Annotated in this window: 14 protein-coding genes and 1 tRNA gene; 2 read left to right on the top strand and 13 right to left on the bottom strand. The window is 68.6% G+C overall.

Annotated elements, in window-relative coordinates; all coding sequences use genetic code 11:
- Window positions 1-38: 38 nt before the first annotated feature.
- From G398_RS0108330 to G398_RS0108320, 3 genes are all read right to left on the bottom strand, one after another.
- Window positions 39-1,604 (bottom strand): DUF4388 domain-containing protein, encoded by a 1,566-nt coding sequence (locus G398_RS0108330; protein ID WP_281173072.1) that lies wholly within the window; start codon window positions 1,602-1,604, stop codon window positions 39-41.
- Between the two features lie 138 nt (window positions 1,605-1,742).
- On the bottom strand, window positions 1,743-3,089 hold the full coding sequence (locus G398_RS0108325) for a sigma-54-dependent transcriptional regulator (protein WP_026853260.1): 1,347 nt from the start codon (window positions 3,087-3,089) through the stop codon (window positions 1,743-1,745).
- Window positions 3,061-4,161 carry a hybrid sensor histidine kinase/response regulator gene (locus G398_RS0108320; protein ID WP_026853259.1) on the bottom strand — a complete coding sequence of 367 codons (1,101 nt, stop codon included), beginning with the start codon at window positions 4,159-4,161 and terminating at the stop codon, window positions 3,061-3,063. The genes G398_RS0108325 and G398_RS0108320 overlap by 29 nt, the downstream gene beginning before the upstream one ends.
- A gap of 146 nt (window positions 4,162-4,307) precedes the next feature.
- Here G398_RS0108320 and G398_RS19560 point away from each other — a divergent pair, with 146 nt between their 5' ends.
- Complete coding sequence (locus G398_RS19560; RefSeq protein WP_084512287.1) at window positions 4,308-6,236, top strand: ATP-binding protein; 1,929 nt, start codon at window positions 4,308-4,310, stop codon at window positions 6,234-6,236.
- Here the strand turns inward: G398_RS19560 and G398_RS17195 are convergent.
- Both G398_RS17195 and G398_RS20740 read right to left on the bottom strand, forming a co-directional pair.
- Entirely contained in the window at window positions 6,233-6,634 is a 402-nt protein-coding gene (locus G398_RS17195; RefSeq protein ID WP_157492335.1) for an Hpt domain-containing protein, read from the bottom strand. The genes G398_RS19560 and G398_RS17195 overlap by 4 nt on opposite strands.
- 57 nt (window positions 6,635-6,691) lie before the next feature.
- On the bottom strand, window positions 6,692-7,351 hold the full coding sequence (locus G398_RS20740; RefSeq protein WP_169720633.1) for a TetR/AcrR family transcriptional regulator: 660 nt from the start codon (window positions 7,349-7,351) through the stop codon (window positions 6,692-6,694).
- 85 nt (window positions 7,352-7,436) lie between these two features.
- Between G398_RS20740 and G398_RS0108300 the strand changes: the two genes are divergently transcribed.
- Complete coding sequence (locus tag G398_RS0108300; RefSeq protein ID WP_026853257.1) at window positions 7,437-8,540, top strand: DUF3187 family protein; 1,104 nt, start codon at window positions 7,437-7,439, stop codon at window positions 8,538-8,540.
- Between the two features lie 344 nt (window positions 8,541-8,884).
- Here the strand turns inward: G398_RS0108300 and G398_RS0108295 are convergent.
- The 8 genes from G398_RS0108295 to G398_RS0108260 all read right to left on the bottom strand — a co-directional run bounded on the left by G398_RS0108295 (window position 8,885) and on the right by G398_RS0108260 (window position 17,225).
- Window positions 8,885-8,961 (bottom strand) — tRNA-Pro (locus tag G398_RS0108295).
- 35 nt (window positions 8,962-8,996) lie between these two features.
- On the bottom strand, window positions 8,997-9,398 hold the full coding sequence (locus tag G398_RS19555; protein WP_052571690.1) for a helix-turn-helix domain-containing protein: 402 nt from the start codon (window positions 9,396-9,398) through the stop codon (window positions 8,997-8,999).
- 138 nt (window positions 9,399-9,536) lie between these two features.
- The gene (locus G398_RS0108285) at window positions 9,537-10,916 is read right to left on the bottom strand and encodes a sigma-54-dependent transcriptional regulator (RefSeq protein ID WP_026853256.1); all 1,380 of its coding nucleotides are present in this window, start codon (window positions 10,914-10,916) and stop codon (window positions 9,537-9,539) included.
- A gap of 47 nt (window positions 10,917-10,963) precedes the next feature.
- Window positions 10,964-11,551 (bottom strand): TorD/DmsD family molecular chaperone, encoded by a 588-nt coding sequence (locus G398_RS0108280; protein ID WP_026853255.1) that lies wholly within the window; start codon window positions 11,549-11,551, stop codon window positions 10,964-10,966.
- A gap of 145 nt (window positions 11,552-11,696) precedes the next feature.
- Complete coding sequence (gene nrfD, locus G398_RS0108275) at window positions 11,697-12,677, bottom strand: NrfD/PsrC family molybdoenzyme membrane anchor subunit (protein WP_026853254.1); 981 nt, start codon at window positions 12,675-12,677, stop codon at window positions 11,697-11,699.
- A gap of 9 nt (window positions 12,678-12,686) precedes the next feature.
- On the bottom strand, window positions 12,687-13,238 hold the full coding sequence (locus G398_RS0108270) for a 4Fe-4S dicluster domain-containing protein (RefSeq protein WP_026853253.1): 552 nt from the start codon (window positions 13,236-13,238) through the stop codon (window positions 12,687-12,689).
- A gap of 12 nt (window positions 13,239-13,250) precedes the next feature.
- Window positions 13,251-15,422, bottom strand: a complete 2,172-nt coding sequence (locus G398_RS0108265; RefSeq protein WP_211229061.1) for a molybdopterin-dependent oxidoreductase — start codon at window positions 15,420-15,422, stop codon at window positions 13,251-13,253.
- Between the two features lie 96 nt (window positions 15,423-15,518).
- Window positions 15,519-17,225: a DUF3373 family protein gene (locus G398_RS0108260; RefSeq protein ID WP_084512281.1), complete on the bottom strand. Its 1,707-nt coding sequence runs from the start codon at window positions 17,223-17,225 to the stop codon at window positions 15,519-15,521.
- Window positions 17,226-17,265 lie beyond the last annotated feature (40 nt).

Here is a 17,265-nt window from a genome sequence, read left to right as displayed (position 1 = left end):
CTGAGCTTGGGCGATAAGCAGGTTCGGCTATTAGGCCGCTATTGGGCTTTGGTGCGCACGGAGAAGGAGTACATCTTCGAGTTGGAGTACCGCGTCACCACGCGGAAGTTCCGGAGGAGGTACCAGCACCGGGCCTTCACGTTGCCGTCCGGCGTGGAGGACCAGAGGTTGGACTCGTCCTCGGGGTTCAGGAAGTCGCCGTAGGGGTTCCGGTGCCCCACGAAGGGGATCTCCAGGATGGCCTGGCCGTTGGCCAGGCGGCTGTTGTCGCTCAGCCCCGGGATGGCCTCGAAGATGGTTCCCCACTCGTCGTCCGAGGGGATGCGGGTCCCGAACAGCTTCATGGCCGCGTGCCAAGTGAACAGGGTGTTCCCGTTGAAGTCGTAGATGCCGTCCTTGTGGCTCGGCTCGGCGGTCTCGTTGCGGCGGCGGAGGCGCAGGCCCCCGACTTCGACGCTGTCGGCGTGGACCGTGATGGCGTGGACCTTGGCCAGTTCCTCCGCGTTGTTCGCGTAGCGGTCCTCCAGCTCCCCGAGGACGCGGACCACCGGATCGTCGGCGGGGGCCGTGTGGCGGTCCGGCGAGGCGGCGGGGGCGCTCTCGGCGCTGGGCTTGGCGGCGCCCAGGAGGAGGTCTGCCTCCTGCTGGTAGGAGGAGACGGGCACGTGGATGCCGGCCTCGACCAGCTTCAGGGCGCGCTCCACCCGCTCCCGGATCACGGCGTGGATCATGATCGCCTCTTCATGGAGGCGGAGGACTTCCGGCGTGTCCAGGGGGGAGGCGGGCTCGGTGGACAGGAGCAGCGCGCCGGCCAGAGTCAGTTCCCCGGCGCCGGCGGCGGGCGGGGCGGCCGCGGGCACCGGGGCCGGGGGCACCAGGACAGGGGGGATGCGGACCGGCGCCTCCTCGTGGTTGGGCTCGGGCGCATCCTGGGCGGCCGTATGCAGGTACTCGTCGCGCAGCCGGAGCCCCTCCAGGAGGATCATGGCCGTGCTCTCGCGGATGGTCTGCATGGGGGCCTGGGCGCCCTCCTGCATGTCGAAGATGCCGCCCTTCCAGGCGATGAGGTCGTAGACGGCCTGGGCCCCGGTGGTCTTCTCGCGCTCGGCGTGGACCATCTGGCCCTCCCGGAGCCAGACCCGGCCGGTCTGCCGGCCCAGCCGCACGGTCAGGCAGCCCGTGGAGCGGGTGGAGGCGTACAGCTGCACCAGGTCCACGAACCCCAGCTTCAGGGAGCCGGTGAAGCCGCCCCGGTTGGACTGGAGGGCCAGGTCCACCTCGTCGATGAGGGCCTTGGGGGCGAAGGGCTTCTCGATGAAGCTGAAGGCCCCCCGGCGGTCGATCTCGGACCGCATCTGGGCGCTGCCGAAGGCGGTGATGAAGATGACGGAGAGGTCCGGGCGGATCTTCTGGGCCTCGACCATGAGCTCGATGCCGTTCACCGCCGGCATCTGGAAGTCCGTGATCAGGACGTCGATGCGCTCCACGCGCAGGAGGTCCAAGGCCTCCATGGGGTTGGAGCTGATCCTGAAATCCACGGCCGGGCGTTCACGCGCGAAGTGCTTGGACACCGACCAAAGGAGATCCTCTTCATCGTCAACCATCAAGACACTTGCCATGCCCCATGCAAAGCAACAGGGACGCCAAGTGGAGTGTCTTTTTCAATTGAACATATCGGGCGGGTTGGGTGCCGGATAAGGGCCCCGCATGGGCCCGGCCTGGATCATTAATTATCCAGGTGATCAGTCTTTGACCGGGTAGGCCCCCGCCTTGCGGAGCCAGGACCGGAGGGTCACCCGGGTCACGCCGAGGGTCCTGGCCGTCTGGCTGAGGTTCCGCCCGGAGTTCTCCCAGGCCTCCACCATCCGGCCCTGGAGGATGTCCTCCAGGCTCTCCTGGGGAGCCGGCCTGGCCGAGGCCGCCGGCGGGCCGGCGATCTCCGGCGGGAGGTCCTCGATCCGGATGGCGGGCCCCGGCGTGAGGATGATGGCCCGCTCGATGACGTTGCGCAGCTCGCGGATGTTCCCGGGCCACCGGTAGCGGGCCAGGGCGGCCATGGCCTCGCCGGAGCAGGCCGGCGGAGCGGTGCCCATGGTCTCCCGGAACTTGGACAGGAAGCACTCCACCAGCAGCGGGATGTCCTCCACCCGCTCCCGCAGGGGAGGGAGGTGGATCCCCAGGACCTTCAGCCGGAAGTAGAGGTCCTGCCGGAACTGGCCCGCCTCCACGAAGGCCGCGAGCTCCCGGTGGGTGGCGGCCACGATGCGGACGTCCGCGCGGATCTCCCGCTCCCCGCCCACCCGGCGGAAGGGATGGCCCTCGATCACCCGCAGCAGCTTGGGTTGGAGGTCCAGGGGCAGCTCCCCGATCTCGTCGAGGAAGAGGGTGCCGCCGGAGGCCAGCTCGAAGAGCCCGCGGCGCCCGGCCTTGGCCCCCGTGAAGGCCCCGGCCTCGTGGCCGAACAGCTCGGATTCCACCAGCTCCTTGGGCAGGCAGGCGGCGTTGAGCACCACGAAGGGGCCTCCGCTGCGCGGACTGGCGCGGTGGACGAAGCGCGCGGCCAGCTCCTTGCCGGTGCCCGTCTCCCCGGTGATGAGCACCGGCGCGTGGGCGGCGCCGGCGGCCTGGCCGAGGGCGCGCATGGCGCGCTGAAAGGCCGGGGCGGACCCCACGATCCCCTCGCCCTCCATGGACTGGCGGCGCATGGCCTCGAGGCTGCGCCGGAGGGTGCTCTGCTCCAGGGCCGCGGCCAGGCTCGAGAAGAGGGTTTCCGACTCCACGGGCTTGGTGAGGTAGTCCGTGGCGCCCAGGCGGATGGCCTTGATGGCGGAGGCGGCCTCGTCCCGGGCGGTGAGGACGAGGACGGGGATGGTGGGATCCCCGGCCAGCAGGCCGCGGAGGAGGTCGTGGCCATCCTCGTCCGGCAGGCCCAGATCCATCACCACGAGGTCGTGGTCGGCCTTGGCCGCGGTGGCCCGGGCCTGGGCGGCGGTGGCGGCCCAGGCCACGTCGTACCCGCGCTGGTTCAGCAACCGCGTAAGCGCGAAGGCCAGGTCGTCGTCATCTTCCGTCAACAGCACCCTGGGCACGAGGGGCCTCCCGTGGGAGCGAGAGCAAGAAGCTGGTCTCTTGCTGGGGGATGGAGGTGGCCACCAGGCTGCCGTGGTTTTCGAGGGCCAGGCGGTGGGCGATGGCCAGCCCGATGCCGGTGCCCTTGGGCTTGGTGGAGAAGAAGGGCGAGAAGATCTTGGGCAGCAGGTGGGCGGGGATGCCCGGGCCGTCGTCGCAGACGCGGATGCTCGTGAAGGCCTGGCCCCGGTGGGTGGAGCCGGAGGAGGCCTCGATCCGGATGCGCGCGGGGTCCTTGACGGCGTCCAGGGCGTTCTCCAGCAGGGCCACGAGGATGCTGACGGTCTGCACCTCGTCAGCGTAGACCGTGAGCCCCTCCGAGGGGAAGGCGAGGACGGGGCCGGCTCCGAAGGGGCGCAGGCGGGCCTCCAGGCTCTCCACGGAGCGGTAGGCCATGGCCCTGACGTCGATGAGCCGGGGCGAGGGCACGGAGGGGCGGCTGAAGTCGAGGAAGACCTTCATGAGCGATTCGATGCGCAGGGCCAGCTTCTGCAGGCGCTCCACGCACTCCAGCTGGGGGCCGGGCTGGAGGTCCTGGTTGAGGAGCTCGCAGAGGGTCCGGATGGAGGCCAGGGGGTTGCGGACCTCATGGGCGAAGGAGGAGGCCAGCTGCCCCAGGTCCGAGTAGCGCTGCCGCTGGCGCTCGTCCTCCTGGACGGTCCGGACCTCGGCCTTGTGCTGGATGGCCGCCGAGAGGCCGTCGAACAGGACGTCGGGTGCCACGGGCTTGGTGAGGTAGTCCGTGGCGCCGTTCCGGAGGGCCTTGATGGCTGAGGCCGCGTCGTCGAGGGCGGTCATCACGAGGATCGGCAGGTTCGGATGTTGGAAGGACAGCTCCCGCAGCAGCTCGAAACCGTCCGCATCCGGGAGGCCCAGGTCCATGATCAGCGCGTCGTAGCCCGCCTGGTCGAGGCAGGTCCGCGTCTCCCAGCCTGTCTCCGCCCAGCGGACGGAGCAACCGCGCGCCTTCAGGAGGTCCTCGGCCATCATCGCCGTGACCGGATCGTCTTCGGTGAGCAGGATCGAGTACATGGAATCCTGGCGGGGAGGTGCGGCACCGGACCCCCGTCCGGTCTCCACGGGTTCCCTCCAGGGTACCGCAAAAACCCGCGGAGGCCCCCGGATGCCCCGGCCCTCCTCACCTCAGGTGGTGCCGCGGGGTATCGTTAGGGACTCCGATGGGGATCCCGTCCTCCCGCCCTATGCAGACGCCGCCGCTCCCGCCCGATGAATCCTTCCGTCTGGAGGTGCTGCGGAGCCTGCGGGTCCTCGACACCCCGGCCGAGGAGCGCTTCGACCGCATCACCCGCGCCGCCGCCCATTTCTTCGGGGTCCCCATCGCCCTGGTGAGCCTGGTGGACGCTTCGCGCCAGTGGTTCAAGTCCCGGTACGGGCTGGAGGCGGCCGAGACGCCGCGCGATGTCTCCTTCTGCGGGCACGCCATCCTCGCCAGCGGACCGCTCCTGGTGGAGGATGCCCTGCGGGACGAGCGGTTCGCGGACAATCCCCTGGTGGTGGGCCCCCCCTTCGTGCGTTTCTATGCCGGCGTGCCACTGCGGGGCCCCGGGAACGCACCCCTGGGCACCCTCTGCGTGGTGGACCGGGTCCCCCGCGCCTTCTCGCCCGCGGATGCGGCCTTCCTCATGGACATGGCGGCCTGGGCCGAGATGGAGCTGGTCCGGGGCGCTCCGGGGAGCGCGCCGGAGGATGGGCCCGGCCGGTGGCGCCACTCGCGGCTCCTGCTGGAGGCCCTCCCGGACCTCCTGCTGCGGCTCGACCGCGAGGGCGTCTGCCTGGAGGTCATCACCCGGGATCCCCTGGATTTCCCCGGATCCGGCGGGCCGGCGGCGGGCCGCCGCCTGGCCGAGTTCCTGCCCCCGGCGGAGGCGGCCGCAGGGCTCCAGGCCCTCGGCGAGGTGCTGGGCACCGGGGAGGCGCGGACCGTGGAGTACCGGCTGGCCCTCGGGGGCCGGGAGGGGGATTTCGAGGTCCGCCTCGTGCCCTGCGGGCCCGGCCAGGCGCTGGGCATCGTCCGGAACGTATCGGCCCGGCGCGAGGCGGAGCGGGCCAAGGAGCGCTTCCTCCACACCGCCAGCCACGAGCTGAGGACGCCCCTGTCGAGCATCCGGGGCAGCCTCGAGCTTCTGCTGAGCCAGGCCGGGATGCCCGCCCGGGCCCGGGAGCTGGCGGCGCTGGCCCACGCCAACGCGGTGCGGCTGGCCCGCATGGTGGACGACATCCTGGGCCAGGCCCGGCAGGGCCGCATGGTGCCCTCGGTGCGGGCCAGCCGCCTGGACCTCCTCGTGAACCAGGCCCGGGAGGCGGTCCGGACCTACCGCGAGTCCTTCGACGTCGCGCTGGCGGCGGGCCCCGTGCCCGAGGGGGCCGAGGTGCTGGCGGACACGGATTGGGTGGTCCAGATCCTCGTGAACCTGCTGTCCAACGCCGTGAAGTACAGCCCGCCGGGAGAGGCCGTGGTCCTCGCCATCCAGCCCTCCCCCCGGGGCTGGACGCTGGCCGTGGAGGACCACGGCCCCGGCATCCCCGAGGCCTTCCAGGCCCGCATCTTCCGGGAGTTCGCCCAGGCCGGGGGGCCGCATCAGCAGCCTGGGAGCGGGCTGGGGCTGTCCATCTCCAGGTCCCTGGCGGAGGCCATGGGAGGCGCCCTCGAGTTCGAGTCCCGTCCCGGCCGCACCGTGTTCCGCCTGGACCTCCCCGCCGCCGGCCGCGCCCTCGCGCAGGCGCCCCAGGGCGCGCTCCGCGCCATCCTGCACGTGGAGGACGACGATGTGGTGTGCGGGCTCCTGGCGGAAGCCCTGGAGGGCGTGGCGCGGGTGGATCGCGCCCGGACCCTGGCCGAGGCCCGGGAGCGCCTCCCGGGGGGGGATTGGGCCCTGGCGGTCCTGGATGGCCGCCTTCCCGACGGTGCCGGGCCCGAGCTGCTGCCGGCCCTGCGCGAGGCCTGCGGAGACACCTTCCCCGTGCTCCTCTATGCAGGCGACGATGCGGCGCCGCCGGGGTTCGCCCACATCTTCATCAAGGGCCGCTGTGGACCCGATGAGATCCGGCGGGTGATCCTGGGGATCCTTGGAGAGCCGGTCTCCTAGCCACACAGGTGGGCGCGGAAGGTGCGGAGGACGTCCGCGCAGACCGCCGGCAGCGCCGCCAGGGCGGACCGGCAGGCCGCCTGCCGGCCCGTCTTCGCGGCCTCCTCGATGCCCGCGGCGCAGGCTCGGATCCCCTGGAGGCCCAGGCTGCCTGCGGAGCCCTTGAGGCGGTGCGCGGCCGCGCCCACGCCATCGAGGTTTCCGGCTTCCAGGGCCTCCCGCATGGCGAGGCGGTCCTCCTCCATGCGGAGCTCGAACAGGTCGGCCATCTGGAGCAGCTTCGGAGCCGTCAGCCCCCCCCTGAGGCAGGCGGCGAGGTAGACCTGGTCCAGCACGGGGGGCTGGGAGGCCCCGCGAGGCTCCCCTCCCGGGTCAGGCAGGCGTTCCTGGCTTGGCACGACATCCACCTCTGACCGGAATTCTACCCTGTGAAGGCGTCCGGGACGGGCGGGCTGTCAGTGGGCCTGTCCCGGCGCGAGGAGCCCGCCCAGGCAGAACTCCACGAGGAGCTCCGCCTCCTGGAAGGGGCTGCCGAAGGGGGGATGGTCGCCCCACAGGACCTTGTTGAGCCCCGACATCATCCCGTGCCCCACCACCTGTCCCATGATCGTGATGCCGAGGAAGGCCACCTGGGCCTCGTTCAGGTCCGGGCGGAGCACGCGGATGCAGCTGCGGATCGCGTCCACCGCCGGGCCGACGTACTGCCTGAACAGCGCGTGGAGGCTCGGCCGGGGCGAGCGGAATTCCTGCATCCACAGGCGGGCCCTGAACTCCTGGAGGGGCAGCCGCACGTCCGTGCCCGGTGCGGCCCGGTCGAACATCAGGTGGATCTGCTCCCTCAGCAGCCGGATGGCCCCGGGCCGGTCCAGGGGGCCGCCGTCCGCCTCAGGGCCTGAGGCCTGCATGGGCGTCTCGAGGATGTACTTGAACACCTCGAGGTAGAGGCCTTCCTTGTTGCCGAAATAGTGCGAGAGGAGCGACAGGGGCCGCCCGGCCTTGTCCGCGATCATCCGCATGCTGCTGCCGTCGAACCCATGGTCGGCGAAGCAGACCAGGGCGGCCTGGAGCAGGGCGGTTCGGGTGTCGGTGGCGGTGGCTTCCATGATGGGTTTCATGATATCCATCCACCTCCAGCCCTCGCCTGGACGGATGGGCCCCGGATCTCCCTGCAGCCCGTTTCGATCTTTCCATGGAGCGCTCATGCGCTGGAACCTCGCACTGGCCCTCGGTCTCCTGGCCTCGTGCCCTGTCTCCGCCCAGGCGCCGGCCGCTGCTCCGGCGGAGGACACCTGGCCCGACCCGGGCCCTCCGCTGACCCGCGACCTCTTCCCCCTGAACCTGGTTCCCATCACCTACCGGCCCACCAGCCCGATGCCGGTGGGCAAGGGCCAGTGGCGCTTCGCATTCCAGGTGACCCGCTCCAACACCTTCGAGTTCTCGGACCTGATCAAGGACCGGCTGGGAAGCGACCCGTCCGGCAGGATCCGTGTGGAACCGGCGGGCGTCACCCAGTTCGCCGCCTCCCTGCCGAATGAGCCCCTCCTCTTCTTCTTCGATGGCGAAGTCCAGCGGACGGAGCTCGACTTCCGCTACGGCCTGACCCGGGACACGGACGTGGCCCTGACTCTGGGCTGGGAGAGCATCGACGGCGGCTTCCTGGACGGGCTCATCGAGGGGTTCCACAAGCTCGGGTTCGAGCAGAGTGGACGCGGGGCCATCGCCCGGGATCAGCTCACCATGGCCATCATCCAGAAGGGCCGGGTGGTCTACTTCTCGCAGGAACCGGTCCGCTTCCACCCGGTGGACCCCGCCTTGACCGTGTTCCACCGGATCTATGAGCGGCCCCGGCTGACGGTCGGCCTCCTCGGGGTCCTGAAGATCCCCGCCACCCGGTTCGACGGGAGGTTCCGGTCGGACTGGGACTCCAGCGCCGGCCTGACCTTCCAGTGGCGGATCTCGCCGAACCAGGTCGTGAACGGAGGCGGAGCCTACCTCCGCCGCAACATCCAGGGCGGCAACGGCCAGAATCCCTTCCTCATCAAGGACCAGATCGCCGGCCACCTGGGCTGGGAGTGGCACGGCTGGTCCCGGGTGAGGCCGTTCCTGGTCCTCGTCTATCACGACGGCCTCACCTCCCAGGGGCCGGGCGCCACCCTGGACAGACCCTCGGTGGTCCACGACCTCGGCATGCACGTCCGCCTCGGCCCGCGCACCGCCCTGACCTTCAGCTACATCAACAACATCACCCACAACGAGAACACCGCCGACATGGGCCTGGCGCTGCGGCTGGCGGTGAGACCGTAGGCGGTGTTCGAGTGGTTCCGGTTGGAGTTTGGCCGTGCTCGGTATTTGGAATCGGCACGCCAGGGTGGGATTCGAACTGCGCCTGGCTTTGCCAGTCGCCGGTCTCGCTCCCGACAGCGCAGCGCGCTGCCCCCGCGACCCCACTCGGAGGTTGGCCGTGCCCCGTATTTGGCACCGTCACACCAGGGCCGGATTCGAACGCGTCTGGCTACGCCAGCCGCCGGTCCCGCTTCGGCGTGCCATCTAGGCACGCCTCGGGCGGTCCCACTCGGAGGTTCGAATCCTCTCGACCCGATGGGTCAAAACACCAGAAGGGCCCTCTTTCGAGGGCCCCTCTGGTGTTTTGGTCGGCGCGAGAGGATTCGAACCTCCGACCCCTACCACCCCAAGGTAGTGCGCTACCAGGCTGCGCCACGCGCCGTGAACCATTGACTCTAGACCGGGTGGGGCCTCAGGTCAAGGTTTGACTGGATGGGACAGGCGCTCGTACAGGGCCCGCACGGACTTGAGGACGGGCTGGAGGTCGGAGCTGGTGCGCAGGAGGCGGGGGATGGTGGGCTTGGGCTTCGCGGCGGGGGCGGCGGGCAGCTCGTCGGTGTCGAGGCCCAGGTCCAGGCGCTGCACGAGGTGGCCGTGGGCCAGCAGCTCGGCGCAGTCGGCCACGGTGAGGCCCTCGGCCAGCCAGGCCTTGATGCGCTTCAGGCGGGGCAGCTCGTCCACGTGGTAGTAGCGGAGATTGCCCTTGCTGCGCCGGGGCTTGATGTCGGGGACGACCTCCTCCCAGTAGCGCAGATCTTTGGGGGAGACACCGATCATGGAAGCGGCCTCGCCAATCTTGAACCACTTCTTGTCGCTCACGGCCTGCCTCCGTGGGAGAGACCGTGCGAAGGATTCACCACGGAGACACGGAGAACACAGAGGGAAACACGGAGAAAGACAGATATTCTCCGTGCTCTTTTCTCAGTGACCTCGGTGTCTCCGTGGTGAGCCCTCATGTCAGCTCTCCCTGGGCTCGATGCCCAGGGCCTTGAGGCGCTTGTAGAGGTTGGAGCGGTCCATGCCCACGCGCTCGGCCACGCGGGTCATGTTGCCGCTCTGGAGCTTCATCTCGCGCTGGAGGTACTGGCCCTCGAACCAGTCGCGGGCCTCGCGGAGGCTGGGGAACTCGGGGAAGGAGAAGGGATCGGTCTCCACCAGGTGCCGGGCGGCCAGGGCGCCCAGGTCCCGGGGGCCGATCTCGGCGCCGCGGCCCAGGATGACGGCGCGCTCCATGAGGTTCTTCAGCTCGCGCACGTTGCCGGGCCAGTCGTGGCGCAGGAGGGTGTCCTTGGCCTCGGGGCCCAGGTGCTTGGGCGGGCGGCCGTACTGGCGGCCGATGCGGCTGATGAAGGCCTCGGCGAGCGGCAGGATGTCCTCGGGGCGCTCGCGCAGGGGCGGGATGCGCAGGGGCACCACGGCGAGGCGGAAGTAGAGGTCCTCGCGGAAGCGGCCCTTGGTGATCTCGCCGGCCAGGTCCTTGTTGGTGGCGGCGACGACGCGCACGTCCACGCCCACGGCGCCGCCCCCGCCCACGGGCTCCACGCGGCCCTCCTGGAGGGCGCGCAGGACCTTGGCCTGGGTCTTGAGCGACATGTCGCCCACTTCGTCGAGGAACAGCGTGCCGCCGTCCGCCTCGCGGAACTTGCCCTTCTGGTCGCGGACGGCGCCGGTGAAGGCGCCCTTCTGGTGGCCGAACAGCTCGCTCTCGATGAGCTCCTCGGGGATGGCGGCGCAGTTGACCTCCACGAAGGGGGCCTCCCTGCGGGCGCTCTGCTGGTGGATGAGCCGCGCCACCTCCTCCTTGCCGCTGCCGTTCTCGCCGGTGAGCAGCACCCGGCCCTCCGTGGGCGCCACCAGGGCCACGTCGGCCATGAGGCGCTTCATGGCGGGACTGTCCGCCAGGAAGAAGCGCCCGCCCTCCACCTCGGCCTGGAGCCGCAGGTTCTCGCGCTCCAGCTTAGACTGGCGCAGGGCGTTGCCCGTCACCAGCAGCAGCCGGTCCAGGTCGATGGGCTTCTCGAGGAAGTCGAAGGCGCCCAGCTTGGTGGCCTGGAGGGCCGTGTCGATGCTGGCGTGGCCCGAGATCATCACCACCGGCAGGTCGGGACGCACCTGCTTGGACTGCTTCAGGGTCTCCAGGCCGTCCTGGCCCGGCAGCCAGACATCGAGCAGCATGAGCTGGATGCCCTCGCCGTCGGGGTTGTGGAGCAGGTCGATGGCCTGCTCGCCCCGCTCGGCCTTCACGACGTGGTAGCCCTCATCCTTGAGGGCCTCGCCCAGGGACCGCCGGATGCCCGGCTCGTCATCCACCAGGAGGATGGTCGTGGGGACGCTCATGGTTCCATGCTGGGGGCGGGTCAAGCCTTTGTCCAGCAGGTGATTACCTAGATTTCCCCCAGCGCCTTCCCTGTTTCCCGCACCAGGACGGCAGCCAACTCCGAGGCCGCCAGGTAGTACGGGTGGGCCTGCACCTGGGGCAGCTGCTCGGCCACCAGGGTCACGAAGGGGCTCAGATGGTCCTGGAGCAGGCGCTGGGCCAGGTCCACGAACCGCGGGCGCTCATCCGGGTCCGCCTCGAGGACCTGGCCCAGCAGGTAGCCCAGGCAGGCCAGCTCGAGGCCCAGGTGGTCCGGCGGGATGGCCAGGTCCTCCTGGAGGCTGATGTCCGCCTCGTCGTAGATGGCCTTGAGGGGTTCCAGGACCTCGGGGGCCAGGTGGTGGCCCCGGGCCTGGACGGATTCGAAGAGGTGGACCGTGTCCGTGTCCCGGGCGTGCAGGAAGAGCCGGGCATACTCCACGGGCTGGTCCTCCGGGGAGAGGCAGGAGGCTGCCATCCGGCCCAGGGGCGCCGCGAGGGAGGGGCTGGGGCAGCCGTCGAGCAGCTGCTCCAGCCCCTCCTTCAGGCGGGCATCGGGCTCCAGGAAGGCTTCGGCAAGGATCTGGGCGAGGTCCGCCAGGAGCGCGAGCGACATGCAGTCACCTCCTCAGGAAGAGTGTGCGAAGAAAAAATCTCACCACCAAGACACCAAGACACCAAGAAAAGCACATGGTCCTTCATGCAGTTCTTGGTGACTTGGTGTCTTGGTGGTGATCAGTGGTTTTGGGAATCACCCACGGCTACTGGAGCATCCCCATGCGGTGGAAGCTGCTCATCTGCCCAGCGTAGACGAAGATGTAGCGCAGGAGGAAGCCGCCGAAGAGGACGAGGCCCGCGGCGGTGAGGGCCATGTTGCGGCTGCCGTGGAACTCCCGGCCCTTGAAGATGCTGGGGAAGAGCTCGTAGACCTCGATGGCCAGGGGCACCAGGAGGCCGAGGAACAGGAAGAACACCCAGAAGACCACGGTGTAGGGCCCGCCCAGGATGAGGGTCAGGGCGTCCTTCACGGCCTGGGACGAGAGCTGGCCGTGGATGATGTAGGGCAGGATGATGAACAGCTCCAGGGAGATGAACACCACGTCCAGGGTCACCAGGAACTTGGTCTCGTGCTTCTCGATGGGGTTCTTCCGGTCCAGGATCATGGCGAGCAGCAGGGCCGCGGCGCCGCTGGACAGGGCCGAGAACAGGAACATCTGGGCCACGAGATTCGTGTTCCAGAAGGGCCGGGCCGAGACGGCGCCCAGCAGCACGCCGGTGTAGATGCCCACCCCGATGGAGAAGGGGAAGCCCACCATGGCGATCTTCTCGCGCCAGGAGGAGATGTCGACGTTGAGCCGATGCACCTGCTTCCAGGTCGCGGGGATCTTGCTGAAGATCCACTTGCGCTCATCCTCCTTCAGCCACGCGAAGAGGTAGAGGAAGGCGATGAGGGTGAAGACGGTGAGCAGCCAGGAGCCGATGGACATGGGGCTCTGCCAGCGGAAGTGCAGGAACAGCTTGTAGAAGCGGTACCAGTTGCCCAGGTCGAGGATGAGCAGGCCGGAGCCGATGGCCACGGGCCAGGGGGCCAGGAGGGCGCCCATGCGGGCGACCCTGGCGTAGACGGGCTTGTCGTCGACGGTCAGGTAGTTGGCCAGGCCCGCGGCGAAGAAGAGCCCGGCGGACAGGCCGCCCAGGAAGAGGTAGACGACGATGAGGAGACCCCAGTTGAACTCGTGCATCGCTTCCTCCTAGAGCAGGTAATAGAGTTGGGGGCCGTTGCCCGTCTGGGGTTCCTTCACGCGGTAGCGCCGCGTGGAGAGCAGCTCGTGGATCCGGTTCGTGGGATCCTCCAGGTCGCCGAAGACGCGCACCTTGGAGGGGCAGGTCTCCACGCAGGCCGGGATGTCGCCCTTGTCCACGCGGTGGCTGCAGAAGGTGCACTTGTCCACCACGCCCTCCTCCTCGTTGAAGTAGCGGGCGTCGTAGGGACAGGCGATCATGCAGTAGCGGCAGCCGATGCACTCGTCGTAGTTCACGAGGACGATGCCGTCCTTGCGCTGCCAGGAGGCGCCGGTGGGGCACACGCGGACGCAGGAGGGGTCCGTGCAGTGGTGGCACTGCTCCGGCTCGAAGTTGATGCTCAGCTTGGGGTACTCGCCCTTCCGCTCCTCGTTGATGCGATTGCGGAAGTTCCCCACGGGGACCTTGTTCTCAGCCTTGCAGGCGACGACACAGGCCTTGCAGTTGATGCATTTCCTGGAGTCGATGACGAGGGCGTAGCGCTTCTTCTTGATGGCCATGGTCCACCCTCCTCAGGCGTTCGCGACTTTGACGAAGGTTTCGTGGAAGGCGGCGTTGCCGGACACCTTGTCCCAGGCCGTCTCGAGGATCACCGCGTCGCTGGCGCCCACGTTGTAGACCAGGCTCTGCATCTTGGATTTCTTGCCGAAGCCGTGGAGCATGAACACGCAGTCGGGGCGGATCTCCTCGGTGACGCGGGCCTTCAGCTTCACACTGCCCACACTGCTGCTGACGGTCACGGTGGCGCCGTCCCGGATGCCCAGCCGCTCCGCGGGCTTGGGATTGATCCAGAGATCGTTCTCCTTCATGAACTCGTGCAGCCACACATTGTTCGACTGGTTGGCGTGGGTGAAGTAGCCCACGCGGCCCAGGATGAGGCGGAATCGGTCGCCGGGCGGCTGCACCGGGGCGGCGTAGACGGGCAGGGGGTCGTAGCCGGCCTCCTGGAGGCGCTCGGAGAAGATCTCGATCTTGCCGCTCTTGGTGACGAAGCGGTGGTCGGGGTTCAGGGTCTTGCCGTAGCTGGGCTGCCCGCTGGCGGCCCAGACGCCGTGCTTTTTCATGTGCTCCGAGGCCATGGGGATGGGCAGGTCCTTGAACTCCGCCTCCACCCACTGGTCGATGGTGTAGTCGAAGTAGTCGCCGAGGCCCAGGCGCTTGGCCAGGCCCTGCACGATCTCGAGGTTGGGCTTCGTGTCGTGGATCGGCTTCACCACCTGCTGGCGGTAGACCACCGCGGGCCAGATGCCGGGCATGACTTCGACGGGATCCGTGCGCTCCAGGTAGGCGCTCTCGGGGAAGACCACATCCGCATACCAGGCCATGTCGCTCATCTGGACGTCGATGACGCCGATGAAGTCCATCTGGTCGATCATCTTCATCGTCTTGGACTGGTCGGGCATGGCGTTCAGCGGGTCCTGCTTGTAGACCATCCAGCCCTTCACGGGGTAGGGCTTCCCGCTGAGCACGTTCTCGCGCAGCTTGAGGTAGACGCCGTCGCCCTTGGCGGCCAGGGGGAAGTTCTTCTCGATCTCGTCCACGCGGGGGGCCTTGGGTTCGTCCCAGGGCATGAAAAGGAACTCGCCCTTGGGGAGCTTGGCGTTGGGCACCATGCCGCCCATCTGGTCCCAGTTGCCCACGATGGCGTTGAGGATGGCCTGGGCGCGGCGCATCTGGAAGTCGTTCTGGTACCACGAGGACCGGCGGCCCGCGTAGTAGAGGGCCCGGGCGCCGGCGTCGGCGAACTCGCGGGCGATGCGGACGATGTCCTTCGCCGGGATCTCCGTCTCCTTCTCGGCCCACTCGGGGGTGTACTGCTTGACGTGCTCGGCGAGCTGCTCGAAGCCGGTGGTGTAAGTGGCCACGAAATCCTTGCTGTGCCGGTTCTCCGCGATGATCACGTGGATCATGGCCAGGATGAACGCCAGGTCGGTTCCGGGCTTGATGGGGTACCACTCGTCAGCCTTGGCGGCGGTGACGGTGAAGCGGGGATCCAGGTAGACCAGCTTGGCCTTGCGCTCCATCACGCCGCCGATGAGGTCCATCGTGTCGGGGGTGATGATGCTCTCGAAGCGGTTCGCGCCGGAGATGATGACGAACTTGCTGTTCAGCAGGTCGAAGCTGGGGACCGTGCCGAAGGTGGCGCTGTAGGCCAGGTTCACCGAGGCGAGGCACAGCGTCGGGTGGCGCACGAGGTTGGGGGAGCCGAAAGCCAGGCCCAGGTTCTTGAAGAAGACCTCCTGGAAGCCCTCGGTGGAGGACCAGAGGGTGCCCTGCGGGCCGTACTTGTCCTTCACCTCGGACAGCTTCTTGGCGGCGAAGTCGAAAGCCTCGTCCCAGCTCACGGGCTTCCACTTGCCCTCACCGCGGGTGCCCACCCGGATCATGGGCTGCTTGATGCGGTCGGGGTCGTAGACCTGCTTGATGGCGGCGTTGCCACGGGCGCAGAGCATGTCGCGGGACTTGGGGTTCTCGGGGTTCGGGTTCAGCTTCCGGACGAAGCCCCCCTCGACCACGGCGATGGCCGAGCACTTGTTCGGGCACAGCTCGCAGGTCGTCGGGATTTCCCGGGTTTCCGCCGCGGAGCTGCGCCCCTTCTTGAAGTATTTGAGGCATCCCACCTGTGTGGCGGCGACGGCCCCGGCGGTGGCGCCCGCGCTTTTCAGGAACAGCCGGCGATCCATGCGAATCGTTCCCATCGTGGTCTCCCGGGTACTGCGAGGAAGGGTGGTGGAGGATGGGCCGGGGAGTCGCCTCCCCGGCCCATGTGTTTCAGGTGTCTAGAACGTCACTTCGATGGCGGCGTAGGTGTTCTTCACCTTGGCCGGGAAGCTGTACTGGAGCATGGGGTTCTTGCTCAGGTCGTAGGCGTCTTCCCAGCTCTGGCCGGGCATGGCGGCAGGGCCGATCTGCCAGCCGCTGAACGCGTGGGAGTACTTGTAGTCCAGGTAACCCAGGCGGAGCGCGGCGTTCTTGGCGAAGCGCCAGTGGATGTAGCCTTCCCACACATCGCCGCGGGTGCCCAGCTTCTCGCTGTATTCGCCGGTGGAGGGGTTGTAGGTGAACCAGCGCGGCGAGCCATGGTTGAACTCGACGCCGATCCCGAGCTTCGCGAGGGGATCCCAGCGCATGCCGGCGTAGTAGGCCGAGGCGGTGTGGCTGTTGATGGGATCGCCCATGAGGCCGCCGAAGCCGGCGAGCTGCTGGGTGCCGCCGAAGGCAGCCGGGAAGTCCCAGTAGGCGCCGTACTGCGAGACCTTGCCGTTCGGATGGCTCTTGATGTAGCCGCCGCTCAGGAAGTAGGTGAACTGGTCGCCCACCTTGTGCTTCCAGGTCATGGTCCACTGGTCCATGTCCCCGAGGTTGTTGGTGGCCGTCACGTACTGGCTGCTGGGCATGCCGCCCACGCCGGGCATGGAGGGGATGGGGAAGTTATTGAGGCTGCCGTAGGGGATGTCCATCATGTTCCCGAAGCGGTTGTAGCCCAGGTAGAAGTTCGCGCTCTGGACGCTCTCGCCGATCTGGAAGAGCAGGGGCATGTCGAACATGGCGCCCAGCACCGTGGTGTCCTTGAGGGGCCCGATGGAGGCGATCTGCATGGACGCGTTCTGCACGTTCGGCTGGCCGGTGGTGGTGTTGATGTCCACCTTGGTGAAGTTGAAGCCCACGGGGGCCGCGTTGGTCTTCACCAGGCCGCCGCCGCCGAAGCCGCTCTCGTAGCCCACGCCGTAGCAGAGGCCGAGCAGCGTGCCCTCGGGCAGGCCGATCTTCTCGAGCTCGAACTTCCAGCCGATGCCGTCGATGGTGGCGTTGACGGCCAGGGCCTGGGGCGTGGCCTGGCGCTCGCCGCCCTCGCGGACTTCGAACGGCGGGCCGTCCGTGGTGTTCTGGCGGCCGATGGACAGGATGCTGGCCAGCGACTTGAAGTGGTAGACCAGGCTGGCGCGCTCGACGCGCAGCACGTCGGTGCTGGGAACCTTGCCGGCGTTGAAGGAGTTCGCCACGGTGTTCGGCGAGCCGTTGAAGGTCGGCACGTCGGCGCCGCCGTGGATCTTGTACATCACGAGGCGGCCCATGATCTTGGCGTCCTCGTTGATGGTGATGCCCATCTTCAGGCGCAGGCGGGTGGACCACTGGACGGAGTTGGTCCACTCCTGGGCGGGCACCTGCTGGGTCAGGGGCATGGGCATGCCCGTCGCGGGGTTCTGGGCGAAGCCCATGAAGGCCTGGTAGGGCTTGAAATCCCACTGGGTGGAATCGAACCGGGTGCGGAGGTCGCCGCCCCACTGGATGTTGTCGCCGGCGACCTTGGTCTCGACCTTGGTCAGGCGCGTGTCCACTTCCTGCGCGGCGGCGGCCTTCTCTTCGACGGCCTTGAGCTGGACCTTCAGCTGCTCGATCTGCTTCTGCAGATCCTGGGCGGATTGGGCGCTGAGGGCCGCGGGCGCCAGCATGGCGACGAGGGCGAGCGCGATTCTAGAGTTCATGGTGGGTGTCTCCGGGGTGGGGGGTTAGGGGCAGGGTTCG

It is taken from the genome of Geothrix fermentans DSM 14018, from assembly GCF_000428885.1.
Lineage (GTDB): Bacteria > Acidobacteriota > Holophagae > Holophagales > Holophagaceae > Geothrix > Geothrix fermentans.
The sequence above is the reverse complement of the archived record's forward strand: the minus strand, read 5'-3'. Positions and strand labels throughout refer to the sequence as shown.

Excerpts from the sequence above, each read along its gene's own strand:
- G398_RS19560 (WP_084512287.1), top strand. The coding sequence starts at position 4,308 with ATGGGGATCCCGTCCTCCCGCCCTATGCAGACGCCGCCGCTCCCGCCC.
- G398_RS0108280 (WP_026853255.1), bottom strand. The coding sequence starts at position 11,551 with ATGTCGCTCGCGCTCCTGGCGGACCTCGCCCAGATCCTTGCCGAAGCC.
- nrfD (WP_026853254.1), bottom strand. The coding sequence starts at position 12,677 with ATGCACGAGTTCAACTGGGGTCTCCTCATCGTCGTCTACCTCTTCCTG.
- G398_RS0108270 (WP_026853253.1), bottom strand. The coding sequence starts at position 13,238 with ATGGCCATCAAGAAGAAGCGCTACGCCCTCGTCATCGACTCCAGGAAA.
- G398_RS0108285 (WP_026853256.1), bottom strand. The coding sequence starts at position 10,916 with ATGAGCGTCCCCACGACCATCCTCCTGGTGGATGACGAGCCGGGCATC.
- G398_RS0108265 (WP_211229061.1), bottom strand. The coding sequence starts at position 15,422 with ATGGATCGCCGGCTGTTCCTGAAAAGCGCGGGCGCCACCGCCGGGGCC.
- G398_RS0108260 (WP_084512281.1), bottom strand. The coding sequence starts at position 17,225 with ATGAACTCTAGAATCGCGCTCGCCCTCGTCGCCATGCTGGCGCCCGCG.
- G398_RS0108300 (WP_026853257.1), top strand. The coding sequence starts at position 7,437 with ATGCGCTGGAACCTCGCACTGGCCCTCGGTCTCCTGGCCTCGTGCCCT.
- G398_RS0108330 (WP_281173072.1), bottom strand. The coding sequence starts at position 1,604 with ATGGTTGACGATGAAGAGGATCTCCTTTGGTCGGTGTCCAAGCACTTC.
- G398_RS20740 (WP_169720633.1), bottom strand. The coding sequence starts at position 7,351 with ATGAAACCCATCATGGAAGCCACCGCCACCGACACCCGAACCGCCCTG.
- G398_RS0108320 (WP_026853259.1), bottom strand. The coding sequence starts at position 4,161 with ATGTACTCGATCCTGCTCACCGAAGACGATCCGGTCACGGCGATGATG.